The sequence below is a fragment of the Pseudomonas sp. HMWF032 genome (assembly GCF_003060885.1).
Taxonomy (GTDB): Bacteria; Pseudomonadota; Gammaproteobacteria; order Pseudomonadales; family Pseudomonadaceae; genus Aquipseudomonas.
Map to the genome: position 1 here is coordinate 160,842 of NZ_QAIG01000012.1, position 22,991 is coordinate 183,832.

Sequence of the window (22,991 nt, forward strand, 5' to 3'; positions counted from 1 at the left end):
GCACTATATGGCCCGCAGGCGTCACCAAGAAGAACATGAAAACCATGAGCGTTGGCTTGTTTCCTATGCCGACTTCATCACCCTGCTATTCGCATTTTTTGTGGTGATGTATTCAATCTCCTCGATCAACGAGGGCAAGTACAAAATTCTCTCGGACAGTCTGACCGGTGTGTTCAATCAGCCAGATCGTGCTATCAAGCCTATTCCCGTTGGGGATGAGCGGCCGCGTACAACCGAGCCCGACCGCTCTCTGGTTGATGAAGATAGCACCTTGTCAGCCGCCGATTCATTGGAAAGCATTGCCAATAGTGTGCGCGAGGCTTTTGGTGATCTGATTCAGTCCGAGCAGCTCAAGGTCAGTGGTAACGAGTTGTGGATCGAGATCGAGCTCAGCTCCAGTTTGTTGTTTACCAGTGGTGATGCGATCCCTAACAATGCTGCTTTCGACATCATTGAGAAGGTCGCCAAAATACTGGCGCCTTATGAAAATCCGATTCATGTTGAAGGCTTTACCGATAATCTGCCGATTCAGACCGCGCAGTTCCCGAGTAACTGGGAGTTGTCAGCAGCGCGAGCGGCGAGCATCGTGCGTATGCTGAGCATGGACGGTGTGAATCCTGGACGTCTGGCCGCGGTTGGTTATGGCGAGTTTCAGCCAGTGGCCGATAACACTACTGCTGAAGGCCGTGGTCGTAATCGTCGGGTGGTTCTGGTGATATCGCGCAATCTTGATGTGCGCCGAAGTGTCAGTGGAGTGGGCAGCGCCAATGCAAAGCCTGATCAGGCTCTGCAAAGAGCTGGCACGCAACCTGCTAATGCTCCGATAGCGCCGGCTCCGCAAGCGGGAGCCGTCAATCCCCCGTCGCCGGCCCCATAGGGTGGCCCCGTTCTCGGTTTGGCTGCAGCTGTACCGGGAGGATGATAACGATGAGAGTCTGGGCAGTAGCCAATCAAAAAGGTGGTGTCGGTAAAACCACCACATCAATCGCACTGGCAGGTCTGTTGGCCGATGCTGGCAAGCGCGTAGCTGTGGTTGATCTCGACCCGCATGGTTCTATGACCAGCTATTTCGGGCATGATCCGGATAGCCTCGAGCACAGCTGTTTTGATCTATTTCAGCATCAAGGTTCAGTGCCCCGTGGCTTGCCTGAGCAGTTGCTGCGTACGACCAGTCATGAGCGTATTTCTCTGCTGCCGTCGAGTACTGCGCTGGCCACCCTTGAGCGTCAGTCTCCCGGGCAGAGCGGTCTTGGGCTGGTTATTTCCAAAAGTCTGGCACAGCTTTGGCAGGACTTTGATCATGCTGTCATTGATAGTCCGCCTTTGCTGGGCGTGCTAATGGTCAATGCACTGGCCGCCAGCCAGCAGTTGGTTATTCCGGTGCAGACTGAGTTTCTTGCGGTTAAAGGCCTGGAGCGCATGGTCAATACGTTGGCGATGATCAACCGATCGCGCCAACAAGCTCTGCCTTACACCATTGTGCCGACACTGTTCGATCGGCGCACACAGGCCTCTATGGGAACTTTGCGGGTGCTGCGCAACAGCTATCCAGATCATCTGTGGCCAGCCTATATCCCAGTTGATACACGTCTGCGTGATGCCAGCAGGGCAGGGCTTACGCCTTCACAGTTTGATAACAATAGCCGTGGCGTGATTGCCTACCGTGCGCTGCTTAAACACCTGCTATCGCAGCAGATCGCAGCGCAGGTCGCTTAAGGTGCAGGGCTATGCTGAATGCCTGGGCTCAAGTCTGTCGCAAGAGCGGCCGATAGTCTCTACAGATTGTTATTGTGGGTTGTGTTCATGAGTCGTCCCTTTGCCACTGCTACACGTCCGCAACTGGCTTTACAGTCCTACCTGGATGGCTTGTTGCGCGATGCTGTAAGCGAGTTAGAGCTGGCTGAAAGCACTACTCTGGATGAGTTTGAAGCGGCGGTACTGGAAGAGCAGGTGCGTGACGCGCGCCTTGTTCGTCAGGCTGAAATTGCCAAGCCTCTGGTTGAGCTTGCACCGCGATCCTTGGTTTTGCCGACGTTCGACATGCCCATGCCAGAAGTGGCGGTAGAGTATGCCGCGCCTTCTATTGATAGTGCGCAACCCATCGTTGTTGAGTCTGATGCTGTTCATGCTTTGTTGGCCATTCCAGAGTCCGGTCGTCAGGGGCGTCCCGAATGGGCGCAAGAGTCCTTTGAGTGCCTGCTGTTTGATGTGGCGGGTCTAACGCTGGCAGTACCTTTGGTTTGCCTGGGGTCGATTTATCCTCTGGCCGGTCAGGAGCTCACGCCTCTTTTTGGGCAGCCAGAATGGTTCCTCGGCATATTGCCAAGCCAGGCAGGCAACTTGAAGGTTCTGGATACCGCCCGCTGGGTTATGCCTGACCGCTATCGCGACGATTTTCGTGAGGGTTTGCAGTATGTGATTTCTGTTCAAGGGTATGAGTGGGGCTTGGCGGTGCATCAGGTGAGTCGCTCGATTCGCCTTGATCCTAATGAGGTTAAATGGCGCAGCCAGCGAACGCAGCGTCCATGGCTAGCCGGCACTGTCATCGAGCATATGTGTGCGTTGCTGGATATTGCATCCCTGGCCGAGCTGATTGCCAGTGGCGCCGCCAAGCGCATGGCATCCAGTCGAGCACATTGAATAACACTGAGCTGTGCGATGACTGCAGCTTTGCAACTATAGTAATGACAGCGGGGCATTAACCCGTGATCGCCGCCGCGAGCGGTTCATGACGAGGCTAGGAACATGAAGAAAAGTTCTGCACAAGGTTCTGAAGATCCGATCCTGCAGTGGGTGACATTCCGCCTGGACAACGAAACCTACGGCATCAATGTGATGCAGGTTCAAGAGGTGTTGCGTTACACCGAGATTGCTCCTGTGCCAGGTGCTCCGAGTTATGTACTGGGCATCATCAACCTGCGCGGCAATGTGGTTACCGTGATCGACACCCGCCAGCGTTTCGGTCTCGATTCCAGTGAGGTCACGGATAACACTCGCATCGTGATCATTGAAGCCGACAAGCAGGTGATCGGCATCCTCGTCGACAGCGTGGCCGAAGTGGTTTATCTGCGTCAATCCGAGGTAGAAACTGCGCCAAACGTGGGTAATGACGAGTCCGCCAAGTTTATCCAGGGCGTGTGCAACAAGAACGGTGAGTTGCTGATTCTGGTTGAGTTGGACAAGATGATGAGCGAAGAAGAGTGGTCTGAGCTGGAGAGCATCTAAGTCATGCTTGATGCGCTGCTGGTCACGGTGGCCCTGGTTTGTCTGGGGCTGGTCGCTGCATGCATCTGGTTGACCCGGCAGCTGCGTGAGGCTATCAAGCTGCAAGGCGAGCGTGATGCGCTACGTGATCGGCGGCTCAAGGAGCTAAGTCGGCGACTGGATGCTTATCTCACTGGCAGCGTGCAGATGGGTGAAGAGTTGCATGAGTTGCGCAGAGTTGTTGCGCCTCTGCCGGACAAGCTCAATCAGATTGAGCAGCGTGACCCCAGCAGTCTGTCATTTACCCAGGCTGCGCGACTGGCTGGCATGGGCGCCAGTGTGGATGACCTGACCCAGTCCTGCGGCCTGAGCAAGGCTGAGGCGGAATTGGTCAGCAAGATGCATCAGGCCAAACTGCAGCGTTCCTGATTTTCCCAATCCTCAAGTAACTCTCAATGTGCCGGCCCTTCCAATAGGCGCAGGGGCGGCGTGATATCCGTGTCATGTTCGTTGCTGGTCGGCGCTTTCCCCTTCAGGTACCAGGCAAAGGCGATTATTTCCGCGATGCAGCGATACAGCTGTTCGGGAATTGCTTCGCCCAGTTCCAGGCGCGCCAACAGGCGCACCAGTTCGGCGTTTTCGTAGATCGGTACTTCATATTCGCGGGCGATCGCCAAAATGGCTTCGGCCAGCTCGTCATCGCCTTTGGCGCTGAGCACCGGTGCATTCTGGCCGTCATAGGTGAGGGCGATGGCCTGGCGTGGCGTGGTCTTTTTCATGCGGTTTCATCTACCCAACGTTGTTCCAGGGTCGTGCGGGGGCCGCGCGGAGGAATACCCAGTGAACATGCCAGTTCGCCGACTTGCACGCCGGCGCTATTCAGGCGTTGGCGCAGATTGTCCAGTTCTGCATCGATCAAGTTGACGGTGCTGTTTCGTTCTGCCCAAAGCTGGCTGGATAGACGGCCCTGCGCCAGTTGTGCTTGAACTTGCAGGGGGCCTAGAGGGTCCAGGTCAAAGGCCAGTTCGACCTTCCACAGAATTTCCTTTTTTTCAGGTTTGTTGGTTGGCTTGCTTTCATCACGCTGGATTTTGATTTGCAAAGGCACCAGCTCTTGCTGGTTGCGCATGGGCAATTCAAGTTGCCAGGTGGTGAGCAGGTTGCCGTCTGGGCCGACCTGGCTTTGTGCCAGGCTGGAAAGCTGATGGGTTTGCAGGCGCGAGATGGCGGCCGCGGCGAGCTTCAGTAGGGCCTCCAGGTCACTGTCGTCTTCCATGCCCTGCAGGATTCGTGAGGGCAATGGAAAACTCAGCGCCTGTTGGCGACTGCTGGACTTTCCGAGGCTGCTGAGCAGGTCGCGTGCCAGGGTTGGCATGGCTTGCGCCAGCGCTGAGCCGGCATTGGTTGCGCTAAGCAATGCGCCGGCGGGCATATTGGGTAATAGTTGTGTGATCAGGCGCAGCAAGTTGGCCTTGAGGTCGGTCGGCATCGACTGGCCCTGACCTCCAAGGAGTTTACTCTCCAACAGAATGCCACTGTTTTCCAAGGCCGCCGCCAGGCCTTTTGCAGTGCTCAGTTGAGTCGTGTCGGGTAATGCGCCGAAGAGTTTGTCGATACTGGTACGCAGACCTTCACTCATCTCGGCGTTGCCGCGCAGTCCTTGCAGGGCGCCAAACAGCCCTTCAAGGGCGCCCTGGCGATTGCTTTGGCTGCTCAGCTGCTGGCTCAGGGCAAGTTTGTCAAGGCGGCCACTCAGGGGTAGGAAATTCAGCGCCTGGCTGCCCTGCACCTGAGCGCTGAGCAGGCTACCCAAAGGCAGTGCCAGTGGGGTTTCCAGCGACAGCTTGCTGCCAGCCAGCGGAGTATTGAGCAAGCTGACCAGCACCTTGTAGATCACCTGTTGCGAGCGGCCCTGCAGCAATTGTTCGCGGGCCACTACCTTGCCCTGCAGCAGGGTGCCAACGGGCAATTGGTCGAGGTCCAGGCTGGTCAGAGGCTTGTCACCACCCAGCAGTACGGACAGTGCCAGGCGGGTTTCCGATAGGGCGGTTACGGTTACAGATGTGCCCTGAGCCAGCGGGCGCGGGCTAGCGGCTTCCAGGGTGGTCTGGCTGCCGTTGCTCAGGGTCAGCTTGAGCAGCATTTGAAAACTTTGCGCCACTTCCTTGAGGGCGATAACTTCGGCCTTGGCGGTTTCGCCACTGGCCAGCAAGCCTTGCATGGGCTGTAACAGTTTCACTGCCAGATCCGCCGCGACAGCGCTGGGGCGGCTGCTGGGGGGCGTTGGCGCAATAGGCCGCGGGCTGCTGATTTCGCTCATTGGCGGGTTACACCCTGTCGAAAATGCCCGCTGCGGCAGGCGCAGTTGGGCATGTATAATCGCGCCCCGTCCGGTTCGGCTGCGCATTCCTTGTGCGTCAGTATAGCGGCCAAGACGCTGCCGACTTGAACAGCTTTTGCCATCCATCTTAGGTGCCGATGCCTTGACCAGTCCTCTTCTCGAAGCCGTTGCGCTCGCCTGTGAGCGAGATTGGCGCATGCTCTTCGAGCGTCTGGAGCTGCGTCTGGTTCCCGGTGAAATGCTTCAGGTGGCAGGCCCCAATGGCAGTGGTAAAACCAGCCTGCTGCGATTGCTGGCTGGGTTGATGCAGCCCACTGCCGGTGAGATTCGCCTCAATGGCCGCCCGTTAGCCGCCCAGCGCGCCGAGCTTGCACGCAACCTGCTGTGGATTGGACATGCCGCCGGCATCAAGGGTTTGCTCACTGCCGAGGAAAATCTCACCTGGCTCTGTGCACTGCATCAGCCGGCCGAGCGCGAGGCCATCTGGCAGGCGCTGGCGGCAGTGGGGCTGCGCGGTTTTGAAGATGTGCCCTGTCACACCCTATCCGCCGGGCAGCAACGGCGTGTGGCGCTGGCCCGCCTGTATTTGCCGGGTCCGCCACTCTGGGTGCTGGATGAGCCGTTTACTGCGCTGGACAAGGCAGCGGTGGCCCAGTTGGAGAACCATCTGGCCGCACATTGTCAGCAGGGCGGTCTGGTCGTGCTGACCACGCACCATGAATTGACGGTCAAGCCGGCCGGTTATCGCGAGCTTGATCTGGGGCAACGCACGTCATGAGCAATGTTTTTACCCTGCTGCTGGCCCGTGAAGCGCGCCTGTTGTTCCGTCGTCCGGCCGAGCTGGCGAACCCGCTGGTGTTCTTTGCCATTGTGATTGCATTGTTCCCGTTGGCGGTGGGGCCGCAGACTCAGTTGTTACAAAGCCTTTCGCCAGGGCTGGTGTGGGTAGCGGCGTTATTGGCCGTGCTGCTCTCGCTGGACGGGCTGTTTCGCAGTGATTTCGAGGACGGCTCGCTGGAGCAGTGGGTCCTTTCGCCGCACCCCCTGGCTCTTCTGGTTCTGGCCAAGGTGCTGGCACACTGGCTGTTCTCTGGCCTGGCGCTGGTGCTGTTGGCGCCACTGCTGGCGTTGATGTTGGGTTTGCCGGGGCGTTGCCTGCCGGTGCTGCTGATCTCGCTGCTGCTCGGTACGCCGGTGCTGAGCTTACTGGGCGCAGTCGGTGCGGCGCTGACGGTAGGCCTCAAGCGTGGTGGTCTGCTGCTCGCGTTGCTGATTTTGCCGTTGTACATCCCGGTGCTGATTCTCGGCAGCGGTGCGCTACAAGCCAGCCTGCAAGGATTGCCGGCGGTTGGTCACTTGTTGTGGCTGGCCAGCCTCACCGCATTGGCGGTGACCTTGACACCTTTTGCCATCGCCGCTGGTCTGACGATCAGTGTCGCTGAGTAGACAATAAGCCTGAATGGCCGGTTGATCGCGGTGCCTGCCTGCACCCTGATCAGCCCTAGCACTGATGAGTAACCTGATGAACTGGACGTGGTTTCACAAGCTCGGCTCGCCTAAATGGTTTTATGAAATCAGCAGCCGCTGGCTCCCCTGGTTGGCCCTGGCCGCCGCTGTGCTGTTGGCGGTCGGCTTGGTTTGGGGCCTGGCCTTTGCGCCGCCGGATTATCAGCAGGGCAACAGCTTTCGCATCATTTACATCCATGTGCCAGCGGCATTTCTCGCTCAGTCGATCTACGTGATGCTGGCGGTGGCCGGCGTTGTTGGGCTGGTGTGGAAAATGAAACTGGCCGATGTCGCCTTGCAGCAGGCCGCACCCATCGGCGCCTGGATGACGGCGATCGCTCTGGTGACCGGTGCGGTGTGGGGCAAGCCGACCTGGGGCACGTACTGGGTGTGGGATGCCCGCCTGACCTCGATGCTGATTCTGCTGTTCCTGTATTTCGGTGTGATCGCGCTCGGCAATGCCATCACCAACCGTGACAGCGCGGCCAAGGCCTGTGCGGTGCTGGCCATTGTTGGTGTAGTGAACATCCCGATCATCAAATACTCGGTGGAGTGGTGGAACACCCTGCACCAGCCGGCAACCTTCAGTGTGGTGGCCAAGCCGGCCATGCCGTTTGAGATGTGGATGCCGCTGCTGATCATGGTGCTGGGCTTCTACTGCTTCTTTGGGGCCGTGCTGCTGATGCGCATGCGCCTGGAAGTGCTTAAGCGCGAGGCCCGCAGCAGTTGGGCCAAAACTGAGATCAAGGCGCAGGTGGAGAAGGGGCTATGAGTTTTGCCAGCTTCAGCGAGTTTCTCGCCATGGGCACCCACGGGCCTTATGTCTGGTCCTGTTATGCCATCAGCCTGGCTGTGCTGGGGCTGAATGTGGCGCTGCCAATCCTGGCGCGTCGCCGTTATCTGCAAGACGAGGCGCGTCGTTTGCGCCGGGAGGAGTCGAAGTGAACCCCGTGCGTAAAAAACGCCTGTATATCGTCCTGGCAATCATCGCCGGTGTCGGCATCGCTGTGGCGCTGGCCCTGAGCGCGTTGCAGCAGAACATCAACCTGTTCTATACCCCGACCCAGATCGCCAACGGCGAAGCCCCGCAGGACACCCGCATCCGTGCTGGCGGCCTGGTTGAGGAGGGCTCGGTGAAGCGCTCCAGCGACTCACTGGACACCGATTTTGTCGTCACTGACGGCGCCAAGAGCGTGACCATCCGCTACAGCGGCATCCTCCCGGACCTGTTTCGCGAAGGGCAGGGCATCGTCGCCATGGGCAAGCTCGACGCCAGCGGCGTGCTGATTGCCGATGAAGTACTGGCCAAACACGACGAAAACTACATGCCGCCGGAAGTCATGCAGGCCTTGGAGCAGAGCGGCATGAAACAGCAGCACGACGCGGCCAAAGCGGCCAAGCAAGCGTCCCCAGCGGAGTACGCGCAATGATCCCCGAACTTGGCCATCTGGCGATGATCCTGGCGCTGTGCATGGCGCTGGTGCAGGCAACATTGCCGTTGATCGGAGCCTGGCGGGGTGACCGGCAATGGATGAGCCTGGCGCAGCCGGCTGCCTGGGGGCAGTTTGCCTTTATGCTGTTTGCGTTCGTCTGCCTGACCTACGCCTTTATGATCGACGACTTCACCGTCGCCTATGTGGCCAACAACTCCAACAGTGCACTGCCGTGGTATTACAAATTCAGCGCCGTGTGGGGCGCCCATGAAGGGTCGCTGCTGCTGTGGGGGCTGATCCTTGCCGGTTGGACCTTTGCTGTGTCGATCTTCTCGCGGCAGTTGCCGGAAGAGATGCTCGCCCGTGTACTGGCCGTGATGGGCATCATCAGCATCGGCTTTTTGTTGTTTTTGATCATCACCTCCAATCCGTTCGAGCGGCTGCTGTTTGACACCCCGGCTGATGGCCGCGACCTCAACCCGCTGTTGCAAGACTTCGGTCTGATCATCCACCCGCCGATGCTCTACATGGGCTATGTAGGCTTCTCCGTGGCCTTCGCCTTCGCCATTGCGGCGTTGCTGGGCGGCAAGCTGGACGCGGCTTGGGCGCGCTGGTCGCGGCCGTGGACCATTGTCGCCTGGGCCTTCCTTGGCATCGGTATCGCGCTGGGCTCGTGGTGGGCCTACTACGAACTTGGCTGGGGTGGTTGGTGGTTCTGGGATCCGGTGGAAAACGCCTCCTTTATGCCTTGGTTGGTCGGCACCGCGTTGATCCACTCCCTGGCTGTGACGGAAAAACGCGGCGTGTTCAAAAGCTGGACCGTGCTGCTGGCAATTGCCGCGTTCTCCCTCAGCCTGCTGGGTACCTTCCTGGTCCGTTCTGGGGTGCTGACCTCGGTGCATGCCTTCGCCAGCGACCCTGAGCGCGGCGTATTTATTCTGGTGTTCCTGCTGATCGTGGTGGGCAGCTCGTTGGCGCTATTTGCCATCCGTGCACCGGTGGTGAAAAGCCAGGTCGGTTTTGCCCTGTGGTCGCGGGAAACCTTATTGCTGGTCAATAACCTGATTCTGGTGGTGTCCGCTGCGATGATCCTGCTGGGCACCCTCTACCCGCTGGTGCTGGATGCCACCACGGGCGCCAAGTTGTCGGTGGGTCCGCCGTACTTCAATGCCCTGTTCGTACCGCTGATGGGCCTGCTGATGGCCATGATTGCGGTTGGGGTGATTGTGCGCTGGAAGGACACGCCGCTGCAGTGGCTGCTCGGTATGCTGGCCCCCGTGTTGATCGGCAGCGTGGTGCTGGCGGTAATTGCCACCTACCTGGTCGGTGATTTCAACTGGGCGGTGCTCGCTGTTTGCCTGTTATCCGCTTGGGTGGTGCTGGCGGGTGTGCGCGACATCCTTGAGAAAACCCGTCACAAAGGCCTACTCAAAGGGTTGCCGAGTCTGACCCGTAGCTACTGGGGCATGCAAACTGCGCACCTGGGCATGGCGGTGTGTGCCCTCGGTGTGGTGTTGACCAGCGTGGGCAGCTTTGAGCGTGACATGCGCATGGCGCCGGGCGAGTCGGTCGACATCGGCGGTTACCAGTTTATCTTCGAAGGGGCTGAGCACTTTGAAGGGCCGAACTTCACGTCGGATAAAGGCACGGTGCGCATCCTTGAAGCGGGCAAACAAATTGCCGTGCTGCACCCGGAGAAACGCCTGTATACCGTGCAACAGTCGGTGATGACCGAGGCGGGCATCGACGCCGGAATCACCCGCGATCTGTTCGTTGCTTTGGGTGAACCGCTGGAAAACGGTGCCTGGGCGGTACGCGTGCATATCAAACCGTTCGTCCGTTGGATCTGGTTCGGTGCGCTGTTGATGGGCTTTGGTGGCTTCCTCGCCGCAGCTGACAAGCGCTACCGGATGAAGGTACGCACCCGCGTGCGTGATGCCCTGGGCATGGCGGGGGCGCAGGCATGAAGCGTTTACTGCTGCTGTTACCGCTGTTTATCTTTCTTGGCGTGGCGGTGTTTCTCTATCGCGGGTTGTTTCTCGACCCTTCCGAACTGCCCTCGGCGCTGATTGGCAAACCCTTGCCGGCGTTCTCGCTGCCGGCGGTGCAGGATGGTAAGCCGCTCACCGAGGCTGATCTCAAGGGCAAACCGGCGCTGGTCAACGTTTGGGCCACCTGGTGTGTGGCCTGCCGCGTGGAACACCCGGTGTTGAACAAACTGGCCAAGCTCGGCGTGACCATCTACGGGGTCAATTACAAGGACGACAATGCCGCCGCGCAGAAGTGGCTGGTAGAGTTCCACGACCCCTATCAGCTGAACATCAACGATGCGCGCGGCACCCTGGGCCTGGACCTGGGCGTGTACGGCGCCCCCGAGACTTTCCTGATCGACAAGGACGGCATCATCCGCCACAAGTTTGTCGGGGTAATCGATGAGCGTGTCTGGCGTGAACAGCTGGCCCCGCTGTATCAGGCTCTCGTCGATGAGGCTCAGCCATGAAGCGTCTACTGAGTGCTGCGGTACTGGGGCTGGCCTTGCTGGGCACCGCCCAGGCCGCCATCGACACCTACGAATTTGCCACTGAGGCCGAGCGCGAGCGTTACCGCAACCTGGTCGAAGAACTGCGTTGCCCCAAGTGCCAGAACCAGAACATTGCCGACTCCGATGCGCCGATAGCCATGGACCTGCGTGCGCAGATCTTCCGCATGTTGGAAGAGGGGCAGAGCAACGAGCAGATCATTGACTTCCTGGTCAGCCGCTATGGCGATTTCGTGCTCTACAAACCGCCAGTCACCGCGCGCACGTTGCTGCTGTGGTATGGCCCGGCTGGTTTGCTGGCCGGTGGTTTCGTCCTGCTTGGGGTTATCCTGTTGCGCCGTCGTAGCAAGCCAGGCGTTGTCGCCAGCGGCCTGTCTGCCGATGAACAGCAGCGTCTGACCGCTCTGCTTAATCAAACGCCTGTGGATAAGAAAGACTGATGATTGAATTCTGGTTGTGCGCCGGTCTGCTGTTGCTGACGGCCCTGGCGTTTCTGCTGATCCCGGTGCTGCGTGCACGCAAGGTTCAGGCTGAGGAAGACCGTACGGCACTTAACGTGACTCTTTATCAGGAGCGCTTACTGGATCTGCAAAGCCAGCACGCTGCCGGGGCGCTGAATGCTGAGCAGTTGGCCAGTGGCCGTGACGAGGCTGCTCGCGAGCTGCTCGCGGATACTGAGGGTGCGCTGGCACAGCCGACCCAGCGCAAGCTGGGCAGCACGGTCCCGTTGATTGCCGCGCTGCTGATGCCGCTGCTGGGTTATGGCCTTTATCAGCACTGGGGCGCTATTGGGGATGTTGAGCGCGCACAGGTTTTTGCAGCGCAGCCGAAGACCATCGAGGAAATGACCGCACGCTTGGAGGCCGCAGTAAAGAGCAACCCTGAGTCGGCGGAAAGCTGGTACTTCCTGGGGCGTACCTATATGGCGCAGGAACGTGCCGCCGACGCCGTCGTGGCGTTTGAGCGCGCTGTCGGAGTGGCCGGGCGTGAGCCGGAGTTGCTCGGGCAGTGGGCACAGGCGCTGTATTTCGCCGGTGACAAGCAGTGGACCGCGCAATTGCAGGCGTTGACAGATGAAGCACTGAAAGCCGATCCGGCGGAGGTCACCAGCCTGGGGCTGTTAGGGATTGCGGCCTATGAAAGCGGCCAGTTCCAGAAAGCCATCGGTCATTGGCAGCAGCTGGTAGCGGTGTTGCCGGCGGAAGACCCGTCTCGCCAGGCTATTCAGGGTGGGATTGAGCGTGCTCAGGAGCAATTGGGCGAGCCCGCCACTCAGTCAACACAAGCTACCTCTCCAGGCCTGACGGTACGGGTCGAGCTGGCCCCGGCGCTGCAGGCCAAGGTGCAGCCGGGTGATGCAGTGTTTGTCTTCGCTCGTGCCGTTTCCGGGCCGCCGATGCCATTGGCGGTCAAGCGCCTGAGCGTGGCTGACCTGCCGGCTGAAGTCAGCCTGTCAGACAGCGATGCGATGATGCCGCAGCTGAAAATCTCCGGGTTCGAGCAAGTGCAGCTGGTCGCGCGTATCTCGCGCAGTGGCAACGCCACGGTCGGTGAATGGATCGGCAGCAGCCAGGCGCTGGCGAGCAAGACCACCGAGTTGCAGCAGCTTGTGATCGACAGCGCCGACAGCCAAACACCGTGAGGTTGTTACTGCGTGGCGTGGTGCTGATTGGCCTGTTCGGACTCGGTGCTTGCGTGCAGACACCGACAGCTACTGCGCCGGTTACCAGCCCAAGTGGCAGCAGCAATCACCCACGGTTCGCCCCGCCACCTGGGGTGGACAGCCAGTGGAATGCGCAATTGGGGGTGTACGTGGTGGGTGGCGCTTCTCATCTGTACTACCGCGAGCGCACTTATTACCGCTGGAACTCTGGTTGGAGTTGGGCGAGTAACCCGCAGGGGCCCTGGTTGCCCACCGACAGCAGTGGGGTCCCGCCTGGGTTGCACCGTCGTTACGCGCAGTAGTCACGCACCCTGCTGGAAACTCCCAAGGCCGCCGCAGTTCGCACTGTCGGCGGCCTTTCTACGACTAGCGTTACTCGGCGATCTGCAGCTTGCGTGACTCGTGGTAGAAGAAGCGGATTTTCTCGTATTCGAAGGGCGAGTTGAGCTGGCCGTAGCGGAAATTTACCGTGGAGCGCTGGTCTACGACTTCCAGCAGGGTGATTTCCGGGTGGCTGACACTGGCCTCGGCAACGTTCAGCCAGTTGACCTGGTTTTTCACTGTAAAGTCCGCCACCAGTCCGCCGGTGTCGCGCAGGTTCGAGGGGCCGAGCAATGGCAGCACCAGGTATGGCCCAGCCGGTGTGCCGTAAAAGCCGAGGGTCTGGCCGAAGTCTTCCTTCTGTTTGGGCAGGCCCATGCGCGTGGCAGGGTCCCACAGACCGGCCACGCCAATCGTGGTATTGAGCAGCAGCCGTGCGGTGGTCTGCATGGTGCGCTTGCCCTTGAGCTGCAAGGCGCTGTTGAGCAGGCTGGGCACATCGCCCAGGTTGCTGAAGAAGTTGCTGACACCGCTTTGCACCAGGGTTGGGGTGATATAGCGGTAGCCATCGACAATCGGCAGGAACACCCACTCATCGAAGCGATAGTTGAAGTGGTACACGCGCCGGTTCCATGACTCCAGAGGGTCATAGACGTTCAAGGCGGTGAGGGTCGAACGCTCGAATTCGCGTTCATCCAGCCCTGGGTTGAACTGCAAGTGCTGCAGTGGACGCTTGAAACCATCGGCGTCGACGCTGTGCTCGGCATTGGCCAGGTGGCTGCCCAGCAGCAGGCCCACGAACAGGGCAAGGGAAAGAGGCTTAGCCACGGAAGAACTCCAGCATGGCGTCGCTGTTGACGCGGTAGTTGAGGTTGCCGCAATGGCCACCCAGCGGGTACACCGTCAGCCGCTCACCAAAGGTGCTGCGCAGGTAGCCAAGGTCGCCGGGGCCGAGGATCACATCATCAGCGTTGTGCATCACGGCAATTTTGCGGCTGTTTTTCAGGTAGCCGGTCAGGGCATACAGGCTGACCTGATCAATCAGTTGCGCCAGGCTGCCGCCGTCATAACGGGCTCGCCACATGGGAATGACCTGTTCGGTCAGGTAGCAGTCAAAGTCGCATTGCAGGGCACGCTTGAAGAAGGGCGTCAGGCTGGTGCCTTCCTTGATTGGATAGCTGATCGGGGTAATCAGCCCGCGACGGTTGATCAGGTCGGAGGTGAAGGCGATATCGGCCGAGGAAAAGCGAAAGGCGGCACCAATGAGCATGGCCATCTGCTCATCGCTGAGTTTTTCCTTGGAGTTCTGAAAGTCATAAAGCAGGGCGTCGTTGATATCGACATAACCCTTGTCCTGGAAATAGCGAGTTAGTTTTCCCAGCACCAATTCGTAGAACGTGGTGCTGTTATCAATGCCCTTGACCCGTGTCTGCACCAGGCGATCCAGGTTACTGATCGAGGTGTAGAGGTTGACCGGTGGGTTGAGCAGCAACACGCGTTTAAAGTTGAAGCTGCCCCGAGTTTCGTCCAGCTCACTGACAAAGGCGGCATGCAGCGCGCCCAGGCTGTAACCGGTGAGGTGAAATTCACTGACTTTCAGGCGTGGATGCTGCGCCCGCACAGCTTGCATCGCGCGGTACAGGTCGTCGGCGTCATCGCGGCTGATACCGGGTGTGGCAAACCGCGACGCGGCCGTCATGAAGTCATAGCTGGTGGGGGATGACAGCTGTACCACGTGATAACCCGCACCGTAGAACAGTTTCTTCAGGTATTCCGGGGTGCTGCTGGCGTAATGCGCACCCGTACCGGCAATGATAAAGATCAATGGCGCCTCGCCTGATTGCTTGGCCAGGCGATAGCGCATCTTGGTGACCGGCCAGAAATTCTCCGGGACCTCGAACTCACGCTCCGGTCGCAGTTTGGCTTGGTAATCCGCCTGGTCGATGTCCGCATCGGTGGGCAGTGCAGGTCTCAGTTCGGGCGGGGTGGTCGCCAGTGTGGCTTCGAGCGCATTATGCAGGGGGTAGCCATAGCTACTGGCGTCGATATCAGCCGCGCTGACTGAGGCAGTCAGGGCCAGGCAACTGAGCAGGGCAAGCAGACGAGGGACAGGCAACATGGCGAAATCTCTTGAGCGCTAGGGCTGGTTCTGAGGCGGCGATCGACGCGGATCGATTTGACCACATAAGCGTGGCTAAGTGCCGCTTAGTTATAGGCAACCAAGTTTTCAGGCTGAAGTGCATATTGGTGTCACAACGGATCGGGCAGCAGTTGCAGTTGCTCGACCCAGATCAGCTCGCAGGCGCCATCTCCGGTGTCTTCACGGCTGAGTGAGCTGACCCAGCGATAGCCATCGTCGCCGTCGACCCGGACCAGCTGCCCGGTCAGCCGAATCTGCTGGCCCGCTTTGAGTTTGCTCAGGGTGCTGGCCACTGCCGGGGTAGCCGGTATCAGATGCATGTTGGCGCTGTTGATTTCGATCTGCCGCCGCTCGATCGGCAGTTGCTCGGCGCGCCAGAAGTACCAGCGGTTGCGCTGGCTGATGCTGATATGGCGCAGCACCTCGGGGTCAGCCATGGGGCCCCAGCCGAGCGCCAGGTCGGTGGGCGAGAGCTTGGCGCCGCGATCGACGTAATAGTCTTCACGGCCGAGAACCCGTGCTTCCAACTGGAAATCTTGCAGGCGGCTGAGGGTATGCTCGGCCACGCGCCAGCTGCCGCTTTCGTGCGGCGTGCTGGGTGGCCGGTTGCCAGGGCTGGGTAGTAGGACCACCCAGAGCAGCCACAGGGCAAGCAGGCCGGCAGTGATCAGAATCAGGCGACGGATAGGCATGAGGAGAGTCTAGGGCCTGTTGGTATTTCATTCACAGCCCTTTGCGTGCGGCTGACTTGTGCTGCAAGACGGCTGCGTTGACATGACAAGCGCTTTTGCCTGTCGTGCGGGGGGGTGTCATCCGCTGCGCGTCGGCTTATCCTACGCAGCCATTTCCTTGTCCCGAGCTTTTATATGCCGCGTTACCTGCCCCTGGCCCTTGTATTGATCGCTGCTGCCCTGAGTCTGGCCGCCAGTCTGCTGCTGCGTTACCAGTTGATGGAGAATGAGTTGTGGGTGGGGGTGTGCGTGGCCGAGCCGGAACGCCTGAGCTGTGAAGTGCGCGCCCTGTTCGGTTGGCTGATCCACTTCCGTGTGCTGTCGCTGGGTGCATTGGGCTGCGCGCTGCTGGCCTTTGTCCTGCCCGGGCTGTGGGGGCAGCGTCTGGCGGTGCCGGCTTTGCTGCTGGGCCTGCCGGCATTGGTGCTGTACAGCGCCAGCCTCGCGGTTTTTGCCGTGGTGCTGGCGCTGTTGCGTTTGGTGCGTGCGCCTAAAACTGTCTGATCAGGCGGTTTGTGGCTTGGCTCGCAGGCTGCGCCATAGTGCACTGACCAGCAGGGCGCTGGTCAGTGCCCAGCCTAGGGCCTGCAGGTTGCTGAAGGTTTCCTGATACAGCTGCGGGGCGATACCCGCACCAATCAGCAGGGCCAACAGCGCCACTTCGCGGCGGTAGCCGCTGACGGGCTGGCACAGGTAAACCACTGCCGGCAGCAGCAGCGCGGCGCTGGGGAAGCTGCGGTAGCGCGCGTCCATCACCAGCGCCAGCATCATCACCGCTCCGGCAAAACCGCTCAGCACCAGCCACAGCGCTGCCTTGCTGCTTAACCATTGGCGAAGCTGCAAGCGCCAGCCGCTGGCCTGGCTGAGTTGCAGGGCCGCATGGGCCAGTACCAGCAGGTTGAGCGTTATCAGCGCTGCACTCCACAACCATTCGCCCAGGTAGCGGCTGGTCACCAGCGTCAGCTCTGCAAACAGGCCGATGCAGGCAGCGGCCAGCGCGGCCAGCAGGGGCAGCAGCAGGGCAGCGCGGCTCGATTGTGGGCGGCCGGCAAACAGCAGCGTGGCCATAAACAGAATCAGGCTGGTGGCCAACCAGACCGGCCAATGCGGTAGGTTGGAAACCGGCCCGGCGAGGATTGACTTGTCCTGGCGGTCAGCGTCATACAGCCCCCAATAACCGCCTACCGCGCCTTCGCTGACGCGCTTCCAGGGCTGGTCGAAGGCCTCGATCAGGTTGTAGCGCCAGCCATTCTGTTCGGCCATGGCGACAAAACCACGGATGAATTTGGCCTGGTTGATCAGGCTGGGTACGGCTGTTTCGCGCTGACGGCCTTCGCTGGGCCAGCCGGTTTCGCCGATCAGGATGTCCTTGGGGGCATAGGCGTTACCGAAGGTCTGTCGCACTTCTGCCACTTCATGCAATGCTGTTTCGATGCCGGCCGGGTTATCTTCCCAGTAAGGCAGCAGGTGGATGGTGATGAAGTCCACCGCAGGAGCAACTTCGGGGTGTTTGAGCCAGAACTCCCAGACATCGGCATAGGTTACCGGCTGCTGGATCTGTGCCTTGACCTGCTCAATCAGCGCCACCAGTTGCTCGGCTGTGACCTCCTTGCGCAGCAGGGCCTCGTTGCCGACGATGACCGACTGGATCACATCGGGATGGGCGTTGGCCATTTTCACCAAGCCAGCAATCTCTACGGCGGTGTCGGCCGGGTTGCGGCTGACCCAGGCGCCAGCAATCAGCTTCAAGCCGTGCTTGCGGGCCATGTTCGGCAGCTCTTCCAGGCCGGTCACCGAGTAGGTGCGCAGGCACTCGAAGCGTTCGGCCAGCAGGGCCAGGTCCGCTTCCATTCGCTCTGGACGCAGTTGCATGGGCTTATCGAAGGGCGACTGATCTTTGTCGAACGGCGTATAGGAGGCGCATTGCAGTTTGTGCGTTGGCGTGGCGGCATCGGCCAGTTCAACGGGTTGGCCAATACCAAACCAGAGCCCTGAAAGGGCGAGCAAACCGAACAGGAAGGCCAAGGCGTAGGGTGCAGCAGGGAAACGGGAAGTGGCTGGCATGATACGTGCGCGTATGGTGGTTGAGGCGCGCATAGTAGCGGATTGCTCGACGTCTCGGCTGGCTGTTTTTATCGCTCAGATAGCGCTCATTGTGGCGATCTGCGACGGTTATGCCTGGTGATGCAACCAGGCATGTTTGGGCTGCGTGGCCGTTTGTGAGGTACGCCCCTCGAAACGCTGCCAGACCTTCTCGTGGAAGTAGAAACCCACCGAGTTGCACAGCGGTTCGATGGCGGCCACCAACCCACTGGCGGCAACGCTGCCGGTCAGTGCGTAGGTAACACCGAAGGCAATGCAGAAATGCATCAGGGTAAATGTCAGTGTCTTGAGCATGGCCCACCTCGAGTGAGAATTATTCTTCATTGAGGTGCAGCCTAGTTGCTTACCTTCTATTGGGAAAATATTTCATTTGAATTGTTGTGATAGTTTTTCTTGATTTAATTGTCGCGGGTAATGAAAGGCCAGCGCTTGGGCTGGGTTTTAAAGCTAACGCACCTTCGCGCGGCTCCGCAGGGTGGCGGAGCGAATAACCGGGACGCAGCCCCTGGTGTGGGGGCGGCGGATACAAAAAGCCCCGGCATTAGCCGAGGCTTTTGAATGTGGCTCTGCGACCTGGACTCGACAGCGAAGTTGAATGCGCTTTAGCGCGGCCCCGTAGGGGGGAGCGTAGCGAATAACCTGGGGCGTAGTCCCTGGTGAGGGTCCGGCGGATACAAAAAAGCCCCGGCATTAGCCGAGGCTTTTGAATGTGGCTCCGCGACCTGGACTCGACAGCGAAGTTGAACGCGCTTTAGCGCGGCCCCGTAGGGGTGAGCGTAGCGAATAACCTGGGACGTAGTCCCTGGTGAGGGTCCGGCGGATACAAAAAAGCCCCGGCATTAGCCGAGGCTTTTGAATGTGGCTCCGCGACCTGGACTCGAACCAGGGACCCAATGATTAACAGTCATTTGCTCTACCGACTGAGCTATCGCGGAACAACGGCGCGTATCCTACTGATTCACAACGGGAAGTCAAGTATCCATGACCTCCCGTTGTGAACGATCAGAGTACCTGGGCGATGGCCTGGGTAACTGCTGGCAGGTTGCGCTGATTCAGCGCTGCCACGCAGATGCGCCCGGTACTGACGGCGTAGATGCCGAACTCGGTTTTCAGCCGTTCAACTTGCTCGGCGGTGAGGCCTGAGTAGGAGAACATGCCGCGTTGCTGAGCGACAAAGCCGAAATCGCGTTTGCAGTTCAGGGCTGCCAGTTGCTCGACCATGGCCAGGCGCATGCCGCGAATACGCTCGCGCATGCCGGCCAGCTCTTCTTCCCATAGGGCGCGCAGTTCAGGGCTGTTGAGCACGCTGGCGACCACGGTGGCACCGTGGGTCGGTGGGTTGGAGTAGTTGGTGCGGATCACGCGCTTGGCTTGCGACAGCACGCGGCCGGCTTCTTCCTGGCTGCCGGTGACGATGGACAGCGCGCCGACGCGCTCGCCGTACAGCGAGAAGGATTTCGAGAACGAGCTGGAGACGAAGAACGGGATACCCGCTTGAGCAAACAGACGCACGGCAAAGGCGTCCTGCTCGATACCGTCGCCAAAGCCCTGGTAGGCGATGTCGAGGAATGGCACATGCTCGCGCTCGCGCAGTACGTCCAGCACGGCTTTCCAGTCGTCCAGCGACAAGTCGACGCCGGTCGGGTTATGGCAGCAGGCATGCAGCACAACAACCGAGCGGACGGGCAGGTTCTTCAGGTCTTCGAGCATGCCGGCGCGGTTGATGCCGTGGCTGGCGGCGTCGTAGTAGCGGTAGTTCTGTACCGGGAAACCCGCCGACTCGAACAGCGCGCGGTGGTTTTCCCAGCTTGGGTCGCTGATCGCCACCACAGTGTTGGGCAGCAGGCGCTTGAGGAAATCCGCGCCGGTTTTCAATGCGCCAGTGCCGCCGACAGCCTGGGTGGTGATTACCCGGCCAGCGGCAATCAATTCGGAGTCGGCACCCAGCAACAGTTTCTGCACGGCGCTGTCATAAGCAGCAATGCCTTCGATCGGCAGGTAGCCGCGCGGGGCGTGGGCTTCAATGCGGGCTTTCTCGGCTTCGGCGACGGCACGCAGCAAGGGAATGCGGCCTTCCTCGTTGTAGTAAACGCCCACGCCCAGGTTGACTTTGGTCGCACGGGTATCGGCGTTGAATGCTTCGTTGAGGCCCAGGATGGGGTCGCGCGGAGCCATTTCGACGGCAGAGAACAGACTCATGGATGCGGCAGCTCTGAAGGGAGAGGTGAGTATCAGGCAACACCCTGCTAGGGGTTGCGTAAGTGGGCCGGTAGTATACCGGCGCATAACCTGTGCTGCGACAGCAGGCACACGCTTTTCACCGGTTTTGACGTAGGCTTTCAGGCCGCGTCACAGCCGCTTGTCGAGGTTTGTCATGTCCGAGTTTCAATTGGTCACCCGTTTCCAGCCGGCAGGCGATCAACCCGAGGCCATACGGCAGATGGTCGAAGGCCTGGAGGCGGGCCTTGCGCACCAGACGTTGCTCGGCGTAACGGGTTCGGGCAAGACCTTTTCCATCGCCAATGTGATTGCTCAGGTGCAGCGCCCGACGCTGGTGCTGGCGCCGAACAAGACCCTCGCCGCGCAGCTGTATGGCGAATTCAAGAGCTTCTTTCCGAACAACGCGGTGGAGTATTTCGTTTCCTACTACGACTACTACCAGCCGGAAGCCTATGTACCGTCCTCCGATACCTTTATCGAGAAGGACGCCTCGATCAACGACCATATCGAGCAGATGCGTTTGTCCGCGACTAAAGCGCTGTTGGAGCGGTCGGACGCGATCATCGTCACCACGGTGTCGTGCATCTACGGCCTGGGCAGCCCCGAGTCGTACCTGAAAATGGTGCTGCACGTCGATCGCGGCGACAAAATGGATCAGCGCGCCTTGCTGCGCCGCCTGGCCGACCTGCAATACACCCGCAATGACATGGACTTCGCCCGTGCCACCTTTCGTGTGCGCGGCGATGTGATCGACATTTTCCCGGCGGAGTCGGACCTGGAAGCCATTCGCATTGAGCTGTTTGATGATGAGGTGGAAGGCATATCGGCCTTCGACCCGCTGACGGGCGAGGTGATCCGCAAGTTGCCGCGTTTTACCTTCTATCCCAAGAGCCACTACGTCACCCCCCGTGAAGTGCTGCTGGAGGCTATCGAGAAGATCAAGATCGAGCTGGCTGAACGCCTGGAGTACCTGCGCAGCAACAACAAGCTGGTGGAGGCGCAGCGCCTGGAACAGCGCACCCGGTTTGACCTGGAGATGATCCTTGAGCTGGGTTACTGCAACGGCATCGAAAACTACTCGCGTTACCTCTCCGGGCGTGGCCCTGGCGAGCCGCCACCGACGCTGTATGACTACCTGCCGGATCAGGCGTTGCTGGTGATCGATGAGTCCCACGTCTCGGTGCCACAGGTCGGTGCGATGTATAAGGGCGACCGTTCACGCAAGGAAACCCTGGTCGAGTACGGCTTCCGCCTGCCGTCGGCGCTGGACAACCGGCCGATGCGCTTTGAAGAATGGGAGGCCGCCAGCCCGCAGACCATCTTCGTTTCCGCCACGCCTGGGCCTTACGAGGCCGAGCATGCCGGGCGGGTGATCGAGCAGGTGGTGCGGCCGACCGGTCTGGTTGACCCGCAGATCGAGGTGCGCCCGGCGCTGACCCAGGTTGATGATCTGCTCTCGGAAATCCACAAGCGTGTGGCCATTGAAGAGCGCGTACTGGTCACCACGCTGACCAAGCGTATGGCTGAGGACCTGACTGATTATCTGGGCGATCACGGCGTCAAGGTGCGCTACCTGCACTCGGACATCGACACCGTGGAGCGGGTCGAGATCATTCGCGACCTGCGCATCGGTGCGTTCGATGTGTTGGTGGGCATCAACCTGCTGCGCGAAGGCCTGGATATGCCGGAAGTGTCGCTGGTGGCGATTCTCGATGCGGATAAGGAAGGCTTCCTGCGCAGCGAGCGTTCGCTGATCCAGACCATTGGCCGCGCCGCCCGTAACCTCAACGGGCGGGCAATTCTGTATGCCGACCGCATGACCGGTTCGATGGAGCGCGCCATCGGCGAAACCGAGCGGCGGCGCAACAAGCAGATCGCTTTCAACGAAGCCAATGGCATCACACCCAAGGGCGTGTTCAAGGACGTTAAGGACATCCTGGAAGGGGCCGTGGTGCCAGGCGCGCGCAGCAAGAAGCGCAAGGGCATGGCCCAAGCCGCCGAGGAAAGCGCGCGCTACGAGAACGAACTGCGCTCGCCGAGCGAGATCACCAAGCGCATTCGTCAGTTGGAAGAAAAGATGTACGCCCTGGCCCGCGACCTGGAGTTCGAAGCCGCGGCGCAGCTGCGTGATGAAATCCAGAAGCTGCGTGATCGACTGCTACAGGTCTGATTGGCTGGGTGTGGAAGGGGCTTTCGCCGCGACAGGATGACCGTTTGTCCGCGGCTAAAGCCCCTTTCTCAGGTGTGCGATTAACGTCGGCCGAAGATAATCAGCACCACACCGCCGAGGGTGATGCCACAGGCCAGCATCGCCAGCAGGCTCAGGCGCTCGCCCAGCAGCAGGTAGCCCAGCAACAACGCGACTACCGGGTTGACGAAGGCGAAGGTCGACACCAGGCTCGGCCGCACCTCGCGCAGCAGCCAGAAATACGCCGGATACACGCCGAGGCTGACAGGTAGCACCAGATACGCCAGCCACAACCAGGCATTGCTGCTTATGGCGCGCAGGTCCAGCGCTTGCCAGTCGCCGTGCCACAGGCCGAACAGGGCCAGCAGCAGTGCGCCGATCAGCATCTGCAGGCTCAGGCCGAGCCAACTGGAGCGAAACGCTGGGCGCTGACGCATCAGCCAGGCCCCGCCGGCCCAGAGCAGCGTTGCAAACACCACCAGCAGGCCGGCGAACCACTGTTCGATGGAGGCGCTGTGATCCAGGCCGTTGTTCATCAGTAGCACAATCCCGCCGCAGGCCAGCGCCAGGCCGCACATCACCCACAGCGGCGGGTGCTCCCC

Annotated in this window: 26 protein-coding genes and 1 tRNA gene; 17 read left to right on the plus strand and 10 right to left on the minus strand. The window is 60.1% G+C overall.

Going from position 1 to position 22,991, the window contains the following annotated elements:
- Positions 1–7: 7 nt before the first annotated feature.
- From motD to DBR00_RS16730, 5 genes are all read left to right on the plus strand, one after another.
- Positions 8–877, plus strand: coding sequence for a flagellar motor protein MotD (gene motD / locus DBR00_RS16710; RefSeq protein WP_108490498.1), 870 nt, complete (start codon positions 8–10; stop codon positions 875–877).
- Between the two features lie 50 nt (positions 878–927).
- Positions 928–1,716, plus strand: a complete 789-nt coding sequence (locus DBR00_RS16715; protein WP_108490499.1) for a ParA family protein — start codon at positions 928–930, stop codon at positions 1,714–1,716.
- Positions 1,717–1,803: 87 nt separating this feature from the next.
- On the plus strand, positions 1,804–2,640 hold the full coding sequence (locus DBR00_RS16720; protein WP_108490516.1) for a CheW domain-containing protein: 837 nt from the start codon (positions 1,804–1,806) through the stop codon (positions 2,638–2,640).
- A 105-nt stretch (positions 2,641–2,745) separates the two neighbouring features.
- Entirely contained in the window at positions 2,746–3,225 is a 480-nt protein-coding gene (locus DBR00_RS16725; RefSeq protein WP_108490500.1) for a chemotaxis protein CheW, read from the plus strand.
- Positions 3,226–3,228: 3 nt separating this feature from the next.
- Entirely contained in the window at positions 3,229–3,633 is a 405-nt protein-coding gene (locus tag DBR00_RS16730) for a DUF2802 domain-containing protein (protein WP_108490501.1), read from the plus strand.
- Positions 3,634–3,656: 23 nt separating this feature from the next.
- On the opposite strand, the gene DBR00_RS16735 is transcribed toward DBR00_RS16730, so the two are convergent.
- Both DBR00_RS16735 and DBR00_RS16740 read right to left on the minus strand, forming a co-directional pair.
- Positions 3,657–3,983 (minus strand): EscU/YscU/HrcU family type III secretion system export apparatus switch protein, encoded by a 327-nt coding sequence (locus DBR00_RS16735; RefSeq protein ID WP_108490502.1) that lies wholly within the window; start codon positions 3,981–3,983, stop codon positions 3,657–3,659.
- Positions 3,980–5,524 (minus strand): flagellar hook-length control protein FliK, encoded by a 1,545-nt coding sequence (locus DBR00_RS16740; protein ID WP_108490503.1) that lies wholly within the window; start codon positions 5,522–5,524, stop codon positions 3,980–3,982. The genes DBR00_RS16735 and DBR00_RS16740 overlap by 4 nt, the downstream gene beginning before the upstream one ends.
- A gap of 163 nt (positions 5,525–5,687) precedes the next feature.
- Here DBR00_RS16740 and ccmA point away from each other — a divergent pair, with 163 nt between their 5' ends.
- From ccmA to DBR00_RS16790, 10 genes are all read left to right on the plus strand, one after another.
- Positions 5,688–6,323, plus strand: coding sequence for a cytochrome c biogenesis heme-transporting ATPase CcmA (ccmA, locus tag DBR00_RS16745; protein WP_108490517.1), 636 nt, complete (start codon positions 5,688–5,690; stop codon positions 6,321–6,323).
- On the plus strand, positions 6,320–6,991 hold the full coding sequence (ccmB, locus tag DBR00_RS16750; RefSeq protein WP_108490504.1) for a heme exporter protein CcmB: 672 nt from the start codon (positions 6,320–6,322) through the stop codon (positions 6,989–6,991). The genes ccmA and ccmB overlap by 4 nt, the downstream gene beginning before the upstream one ends.
- Before the next feature lie 73 nt (positions 6,992–7,064).
- Positions 7,065–7,823, plus strand: coding sequence for a heme ABC transporter permease (locus DBR00_RS16755; RefSeq protein ID WP_177480016.1), 759 nt, complete (start codon positions 7,065–7,067; stop codon positions 7,821–7,823).
- Entirely contained in the window at positions 7,820–7,996 is a 177-nt protein-coding gene (gene ccmD, locus DBR00_RS16760; RefSeq protein ID WP_090244811.1) for a heme exporter protein CcmD, read from the plus strand. Before DBR00_RS16755 ends, ccmD begins: the two co-directional genes overlap by 4 nt.
- Entirely contained in the window at positions 7,993–8,481 is a 489-nt protein-coding gene (ccmE, locus tag DBR00_RS16765) for a cytochrome c maturation protein CcmE (protein WP_108490506.1), read from the plus strand. Before ccmD ends, ccmE begins: the two co-directional genes overlap by 4 nt.
- Complete coding sequence (locus DBR00_RS16770; protein WP_108490507.1) at positions 8,478–10,451, plus strand: heme lyase CcmF/NrfE family subunit; 1,974 nt, start codon at positions 8,478–8,480, stop codon at positions 10,449–10,451. The genes ccmE and DBR00_RS16770 overlap by 4 nt, the downstream gene beginning before the upstream one ends.
- Positions 10,448–10,984, plus strand: a complete 537-nt coding sequence (locus DBR00_RS16775) for a DsbE family thiol:disulfide interchange protein (protein WP_108490508.1) — start codon at positions 10,448–10,450, stop codon at positions 10,982–10,984. The genes DBR00_RS16770 and DBR00_RS16775 overlap by 4 nt, the downstream gene beginning before the upstream one ends.
- Positions 10,981–11,463, plus strand: coding sequence for a cytochrome c-type biogenesis protein (locus DBR00_RS16780; RefSeq protein WP_108490509.1), 483 nt, complete (start codon positions 10,981–10,983; stop codon positions 11,461–11,463). The genes DBR00_RS16775 and DBR00_RS16780 overlap by 4 nt, the downstream gene beginning before the upstream one ends.
- The gene (ccmI, locus tag DBR00_RS16785) at positions 11,463–12,665 is read left to right on the plus strand and encodes a c-type cytochrome biogenesis protein CcmI (protein ID WP_108490510.1); all 1,203 of its coding nucleotides are present in this window, start codon (positions 11,463–11,465) and stop codon (positions 12,663–12,665) included. Before DBR00_RS16780 ends, ccmI begins: the two co-directional genes overlap by 1 nt.
- Positions 12,662–12,988 carry a hypothetical protein gene (locus DBR00_RS16790; RefSeq protein WP_371920671.1) on the plus strand — a complete coding sequence of 109 codons (327 nt, stop codon included), beginning with the start codon at positions 12,662–12,664 and terminating at the stop codon, positions 12,986–12,988. The genes ccmI and DBR00_RS16790 overlap by 4 nt, the downstream gene beginning before the upstream one ends.
- 70 nt (positions 12,989–13,058) lie before the next feature.
- Here DBR00_RS16790 and DBR00_RS16795 read toward each other — a convergent pair whose 3' ends face one another.
- The 3 genes from DBR00_RS16795 to DBR00_RS16805 form a co-directional block, all read right to left on the minus strand.
- Positions 13,059–13,835: a VacJ family lipoprotein gene (locus DBR00_RS16795; protein ID WP_108490511.1), complete on the minus strand. Its 777-nt coding sequence runs from the start codon at positions 13,833–13,835 to the stop codon at positions 13,059–13,061.
- Positions 13,828–15,126 (minus strand): serine/threonine protein kinase, encoded by a 1,299-nt coding sequence (locus DBR00_RS16800; protein WP_108490512.1) that lies wholly within the window; start codon positions 15,124–15,126, stop codon positions 13,828–13,830. The genes DBR00_RS16795 and DBR00_RS16800 overlap by 8 nt, the downstream gene beginning before the upstream one ends.
- A 131-nt stretch (positions 15,127–15,257) precedes the next feature.
- Positions 15,258–15,839, minus strand: coding sequence for a hypothetical protein (locus DBR00_RS16805; RefSeq protein ID WP_108490513.1), 582 nt, complete (start codon positions 15,837–15,839; stop codon positions 15,258–15,260).
- Between the two features lie 174 nt (positions 15,840–16,013).
- Here DBR00_RS16805 and DBR00_RS16810 point away from each other — a divergent pair, with 174 nt between their 5' ends.
- Positions 16,014–16,382 (plus strand): hypothetical protein, encoded by a 369-nt coding sequence (locus DBR00_RS16810; RefSeq protein ID WP_108490514.1) that lies wholly within the window; start codon positions 16,014–16,016, stop codon positions 16,380–16,382.
- Here DBR00_RS16810 and DBR00_RS16815 read toward each other — a convergent pair whose 3' ends face one another.
- From DBR00_RS16815 to DBR00_RS16830, 4 genes are all read right to left on the minus strand, one after another.
- Positions 16,383–17,942: a beta (1-6) glucans synthase gene (locus tag DBR00_RS16815; RefSeq protein ID WP_108538090.1), complete on the minus strand. Its 1,560-nt coding sequence runs from the start codon at positions 17,940–17,942 to the stop codon at positions 16,383–16,385. It abuts the gene before it with no gap.
- 108 nt (positions 17,943–18,050) lie between these two features.
- The gene (locus tag DBR00_RS16820) at positions 18,051–18,275 is read right to left on the minus strand and encodes a DUF2061 domain-containing protein (RefSeq protein WP_108489065.1); all 225 of its coding nucleotides are present in this window, start codon (positions 18,273–18,275) and stop codon (positions 18,051–18,053) included.
- Positions 18,276–18,840: 565 nt separating this feature from the next.
- A tRNA-Asn gene (locus DBR00_RS16825) sits at positions 18,841–18,916 on the minus strand.
- A gap of 67 nt (positions 18,917–18,983) precedes the next feature.
- Positions 18,984–20,180, minus strand: a complete 1,197-nt coding sequence (locus tag DBR00_RS16830; protein ID WP_108489066.1) for an amino acid aminotransferase — start codon at positions 20,178–20,180, stop codon at positions 18,984–18,986.
- 175 nt (positions 20,181–20,355) lie between these two features.
- Here DBR00_RS16830 and uvrB point away from each other — a divergent pair, with 175 nt between their 5' ends.
- A complete protein-coding gene (gene uvrB, locus DBR00_RS16835) occupies positions 20,356–22,371 on the plus strand; it encodes an excinuclease ABC subunit UvrB (protein ID WP_108489067.1) in 2,016 nt (671 codons plus the stop codon).
- An 80-nt stretch (positions 22,372–22,451) separates the two neighbouring features.
- Here uvrB and DBR00_RS21175 read toward each other — a convergent pair.
- Positions 22,452–22,991, minus strand: a 540-nt coding sequence (locus DBR00_RS21175; RefSeq protein WP_256583057.1) for an EamA family transporter, incomplete at its 5' end; no start/stop codon positions are given.

Bases quoted from the DNA above. Each gene is read 5' to 3' on its own strand.
- DBR00_RS16720 (WP_108490516.1), top strand. From the start codon at position 1,804: ATGAGTCGTCCCTTTGCCACTGCTACACGTCCGCAACTGGCTTTACAG.
- DBR00_RS16805 (WP_108490513.1), bottom strand. From the start codon at position 15,839: ATGCCTATCCGTCGCCTGATTCTGATCACTGCCGGCCTGCTTGCCCTG.
- ccmB (WP_108490504.1), top strand. From the start codon at position 6,320: ATGAGCAATGTTTTTACCCTGCTGCTGGCCCGTGAAGCGCGCCTGTTG.
- DBR00_RS16740 (WP_108490503.1), bottom strand. From the start codon at position 5,524: ATGAGCGAAATCAGCAGCCCGCGGCCTATTGCGCCAACGCCCCCCAGC.
- DBR00_RS16820 (WP_108489065.1), bottom strand. From the start codon at position 18,275: ATGCTCAAGACACTGACATTTACCCTGATGCATTTCTGCATTGCCTTC.
- DBR00_RS16810 (WP_108490514.1), top strand. From the start codon at position 16,014: ATGCCGCGTTACCTGCCCCTGGCCCTTGTATTGATCGCTGCTGCCCTG.
- DBR00_RS16830 (WP_108489066.1), bottom strand. From the start codon at position 20,180: ATGAGTCTGTTCTCTGCCGTCGAAATGGCTCCGCGCGACCCCATCCTG.
- ccmI (WP_108490510.1), top strand. From the start codon at position 11,463: ATGATTGAATTCTGGTTGTGCGCCGGTCTGCTGTTGCTGACGGCCCTG.
- ccmD (WP_090244811.1), top strand. From the start codon at position 7,820: ATGAGTTTTGCCAGCTTCAGCGAGTTTCTCGCCATGGGCACCCACGGG.
- DBR00_RS16730 (WP_108490501.1), top strand. From the start codon at position 3,229: ATGCTTGATGCGCTGCTGGTCACGGTGGCCCTGGTTTGTCTGGGGCTG.
- motD (WP_108490498.1), top strand. From the start codon at position 8: ATGGCCCGCAGGCGTCACCAAGAAGAACATGAAAACCATGAGCGTTGG.
- DBR00_RS16735 (WP_108490502.1), bottom strand. From the start codon at position 3,983: ATGAAAAAGACCACGCCACGCCAGGCCATCGCCCTCACCTATGACGGC.
- DBR00_RS16775 (WP_108490508.1), top strand. From the start codon at position 10,448: ATGAAGCGTTTACTGCTGCTGTTACCGCTGTTTATCTTTCTTGGCGTG.
- DBR00_RS16725 (WP_108490500.1), top strand. From the start codon at position 2,746: ATGAAGAAAAGTTCTGCACAAGGTTCTGAAGATCCGATCCTGCAGTGG.
- DBR00_RS16770 (WP_108490507.1), top strand. From the start codon at position 8,478: ATGATCCCCGAACTTGGCCATCTGGCGATGATCCTGGCGCTGTGCATG.
- DBR00_RS16715 (WP_108490499.1), top strand. From the start codon at position 928: ATGAGAGTCTGGGCAGTAGCCAATCAAAAAGGTGGTGTCGGTAAAACC.
- uvrB (WP_108489067.1), top strand. From the start codon at position 20,356: ATGTCCGAGTTTCAATTGGTCACCCGTTTCCAGCCGGCAGGCGATCAA.
- DBR00_RS16800 (WP_108490512.1), bottom strand. From the start codon at position 15,126: ATGTTGCCTGTCCCTCGTCTGCTTGCCCTGCTCAGTTGCCTGGCCCTG.
- DBR00_RS16815 (WP_108538090.1), bottom strand. From the start codon at position 17,942: ATGCCAGCCACTTCCCGTTTCCCTGCTGCACCCTACGCCTTGGCCTTC.
- DBR00_RS16780 (WP_108490509.1), top strand. From the start codon at position 10,981: ATGAAGCGTCTACTGAGTGCTGCGGTACTGGGGCTGGCCTTGCTGGGC.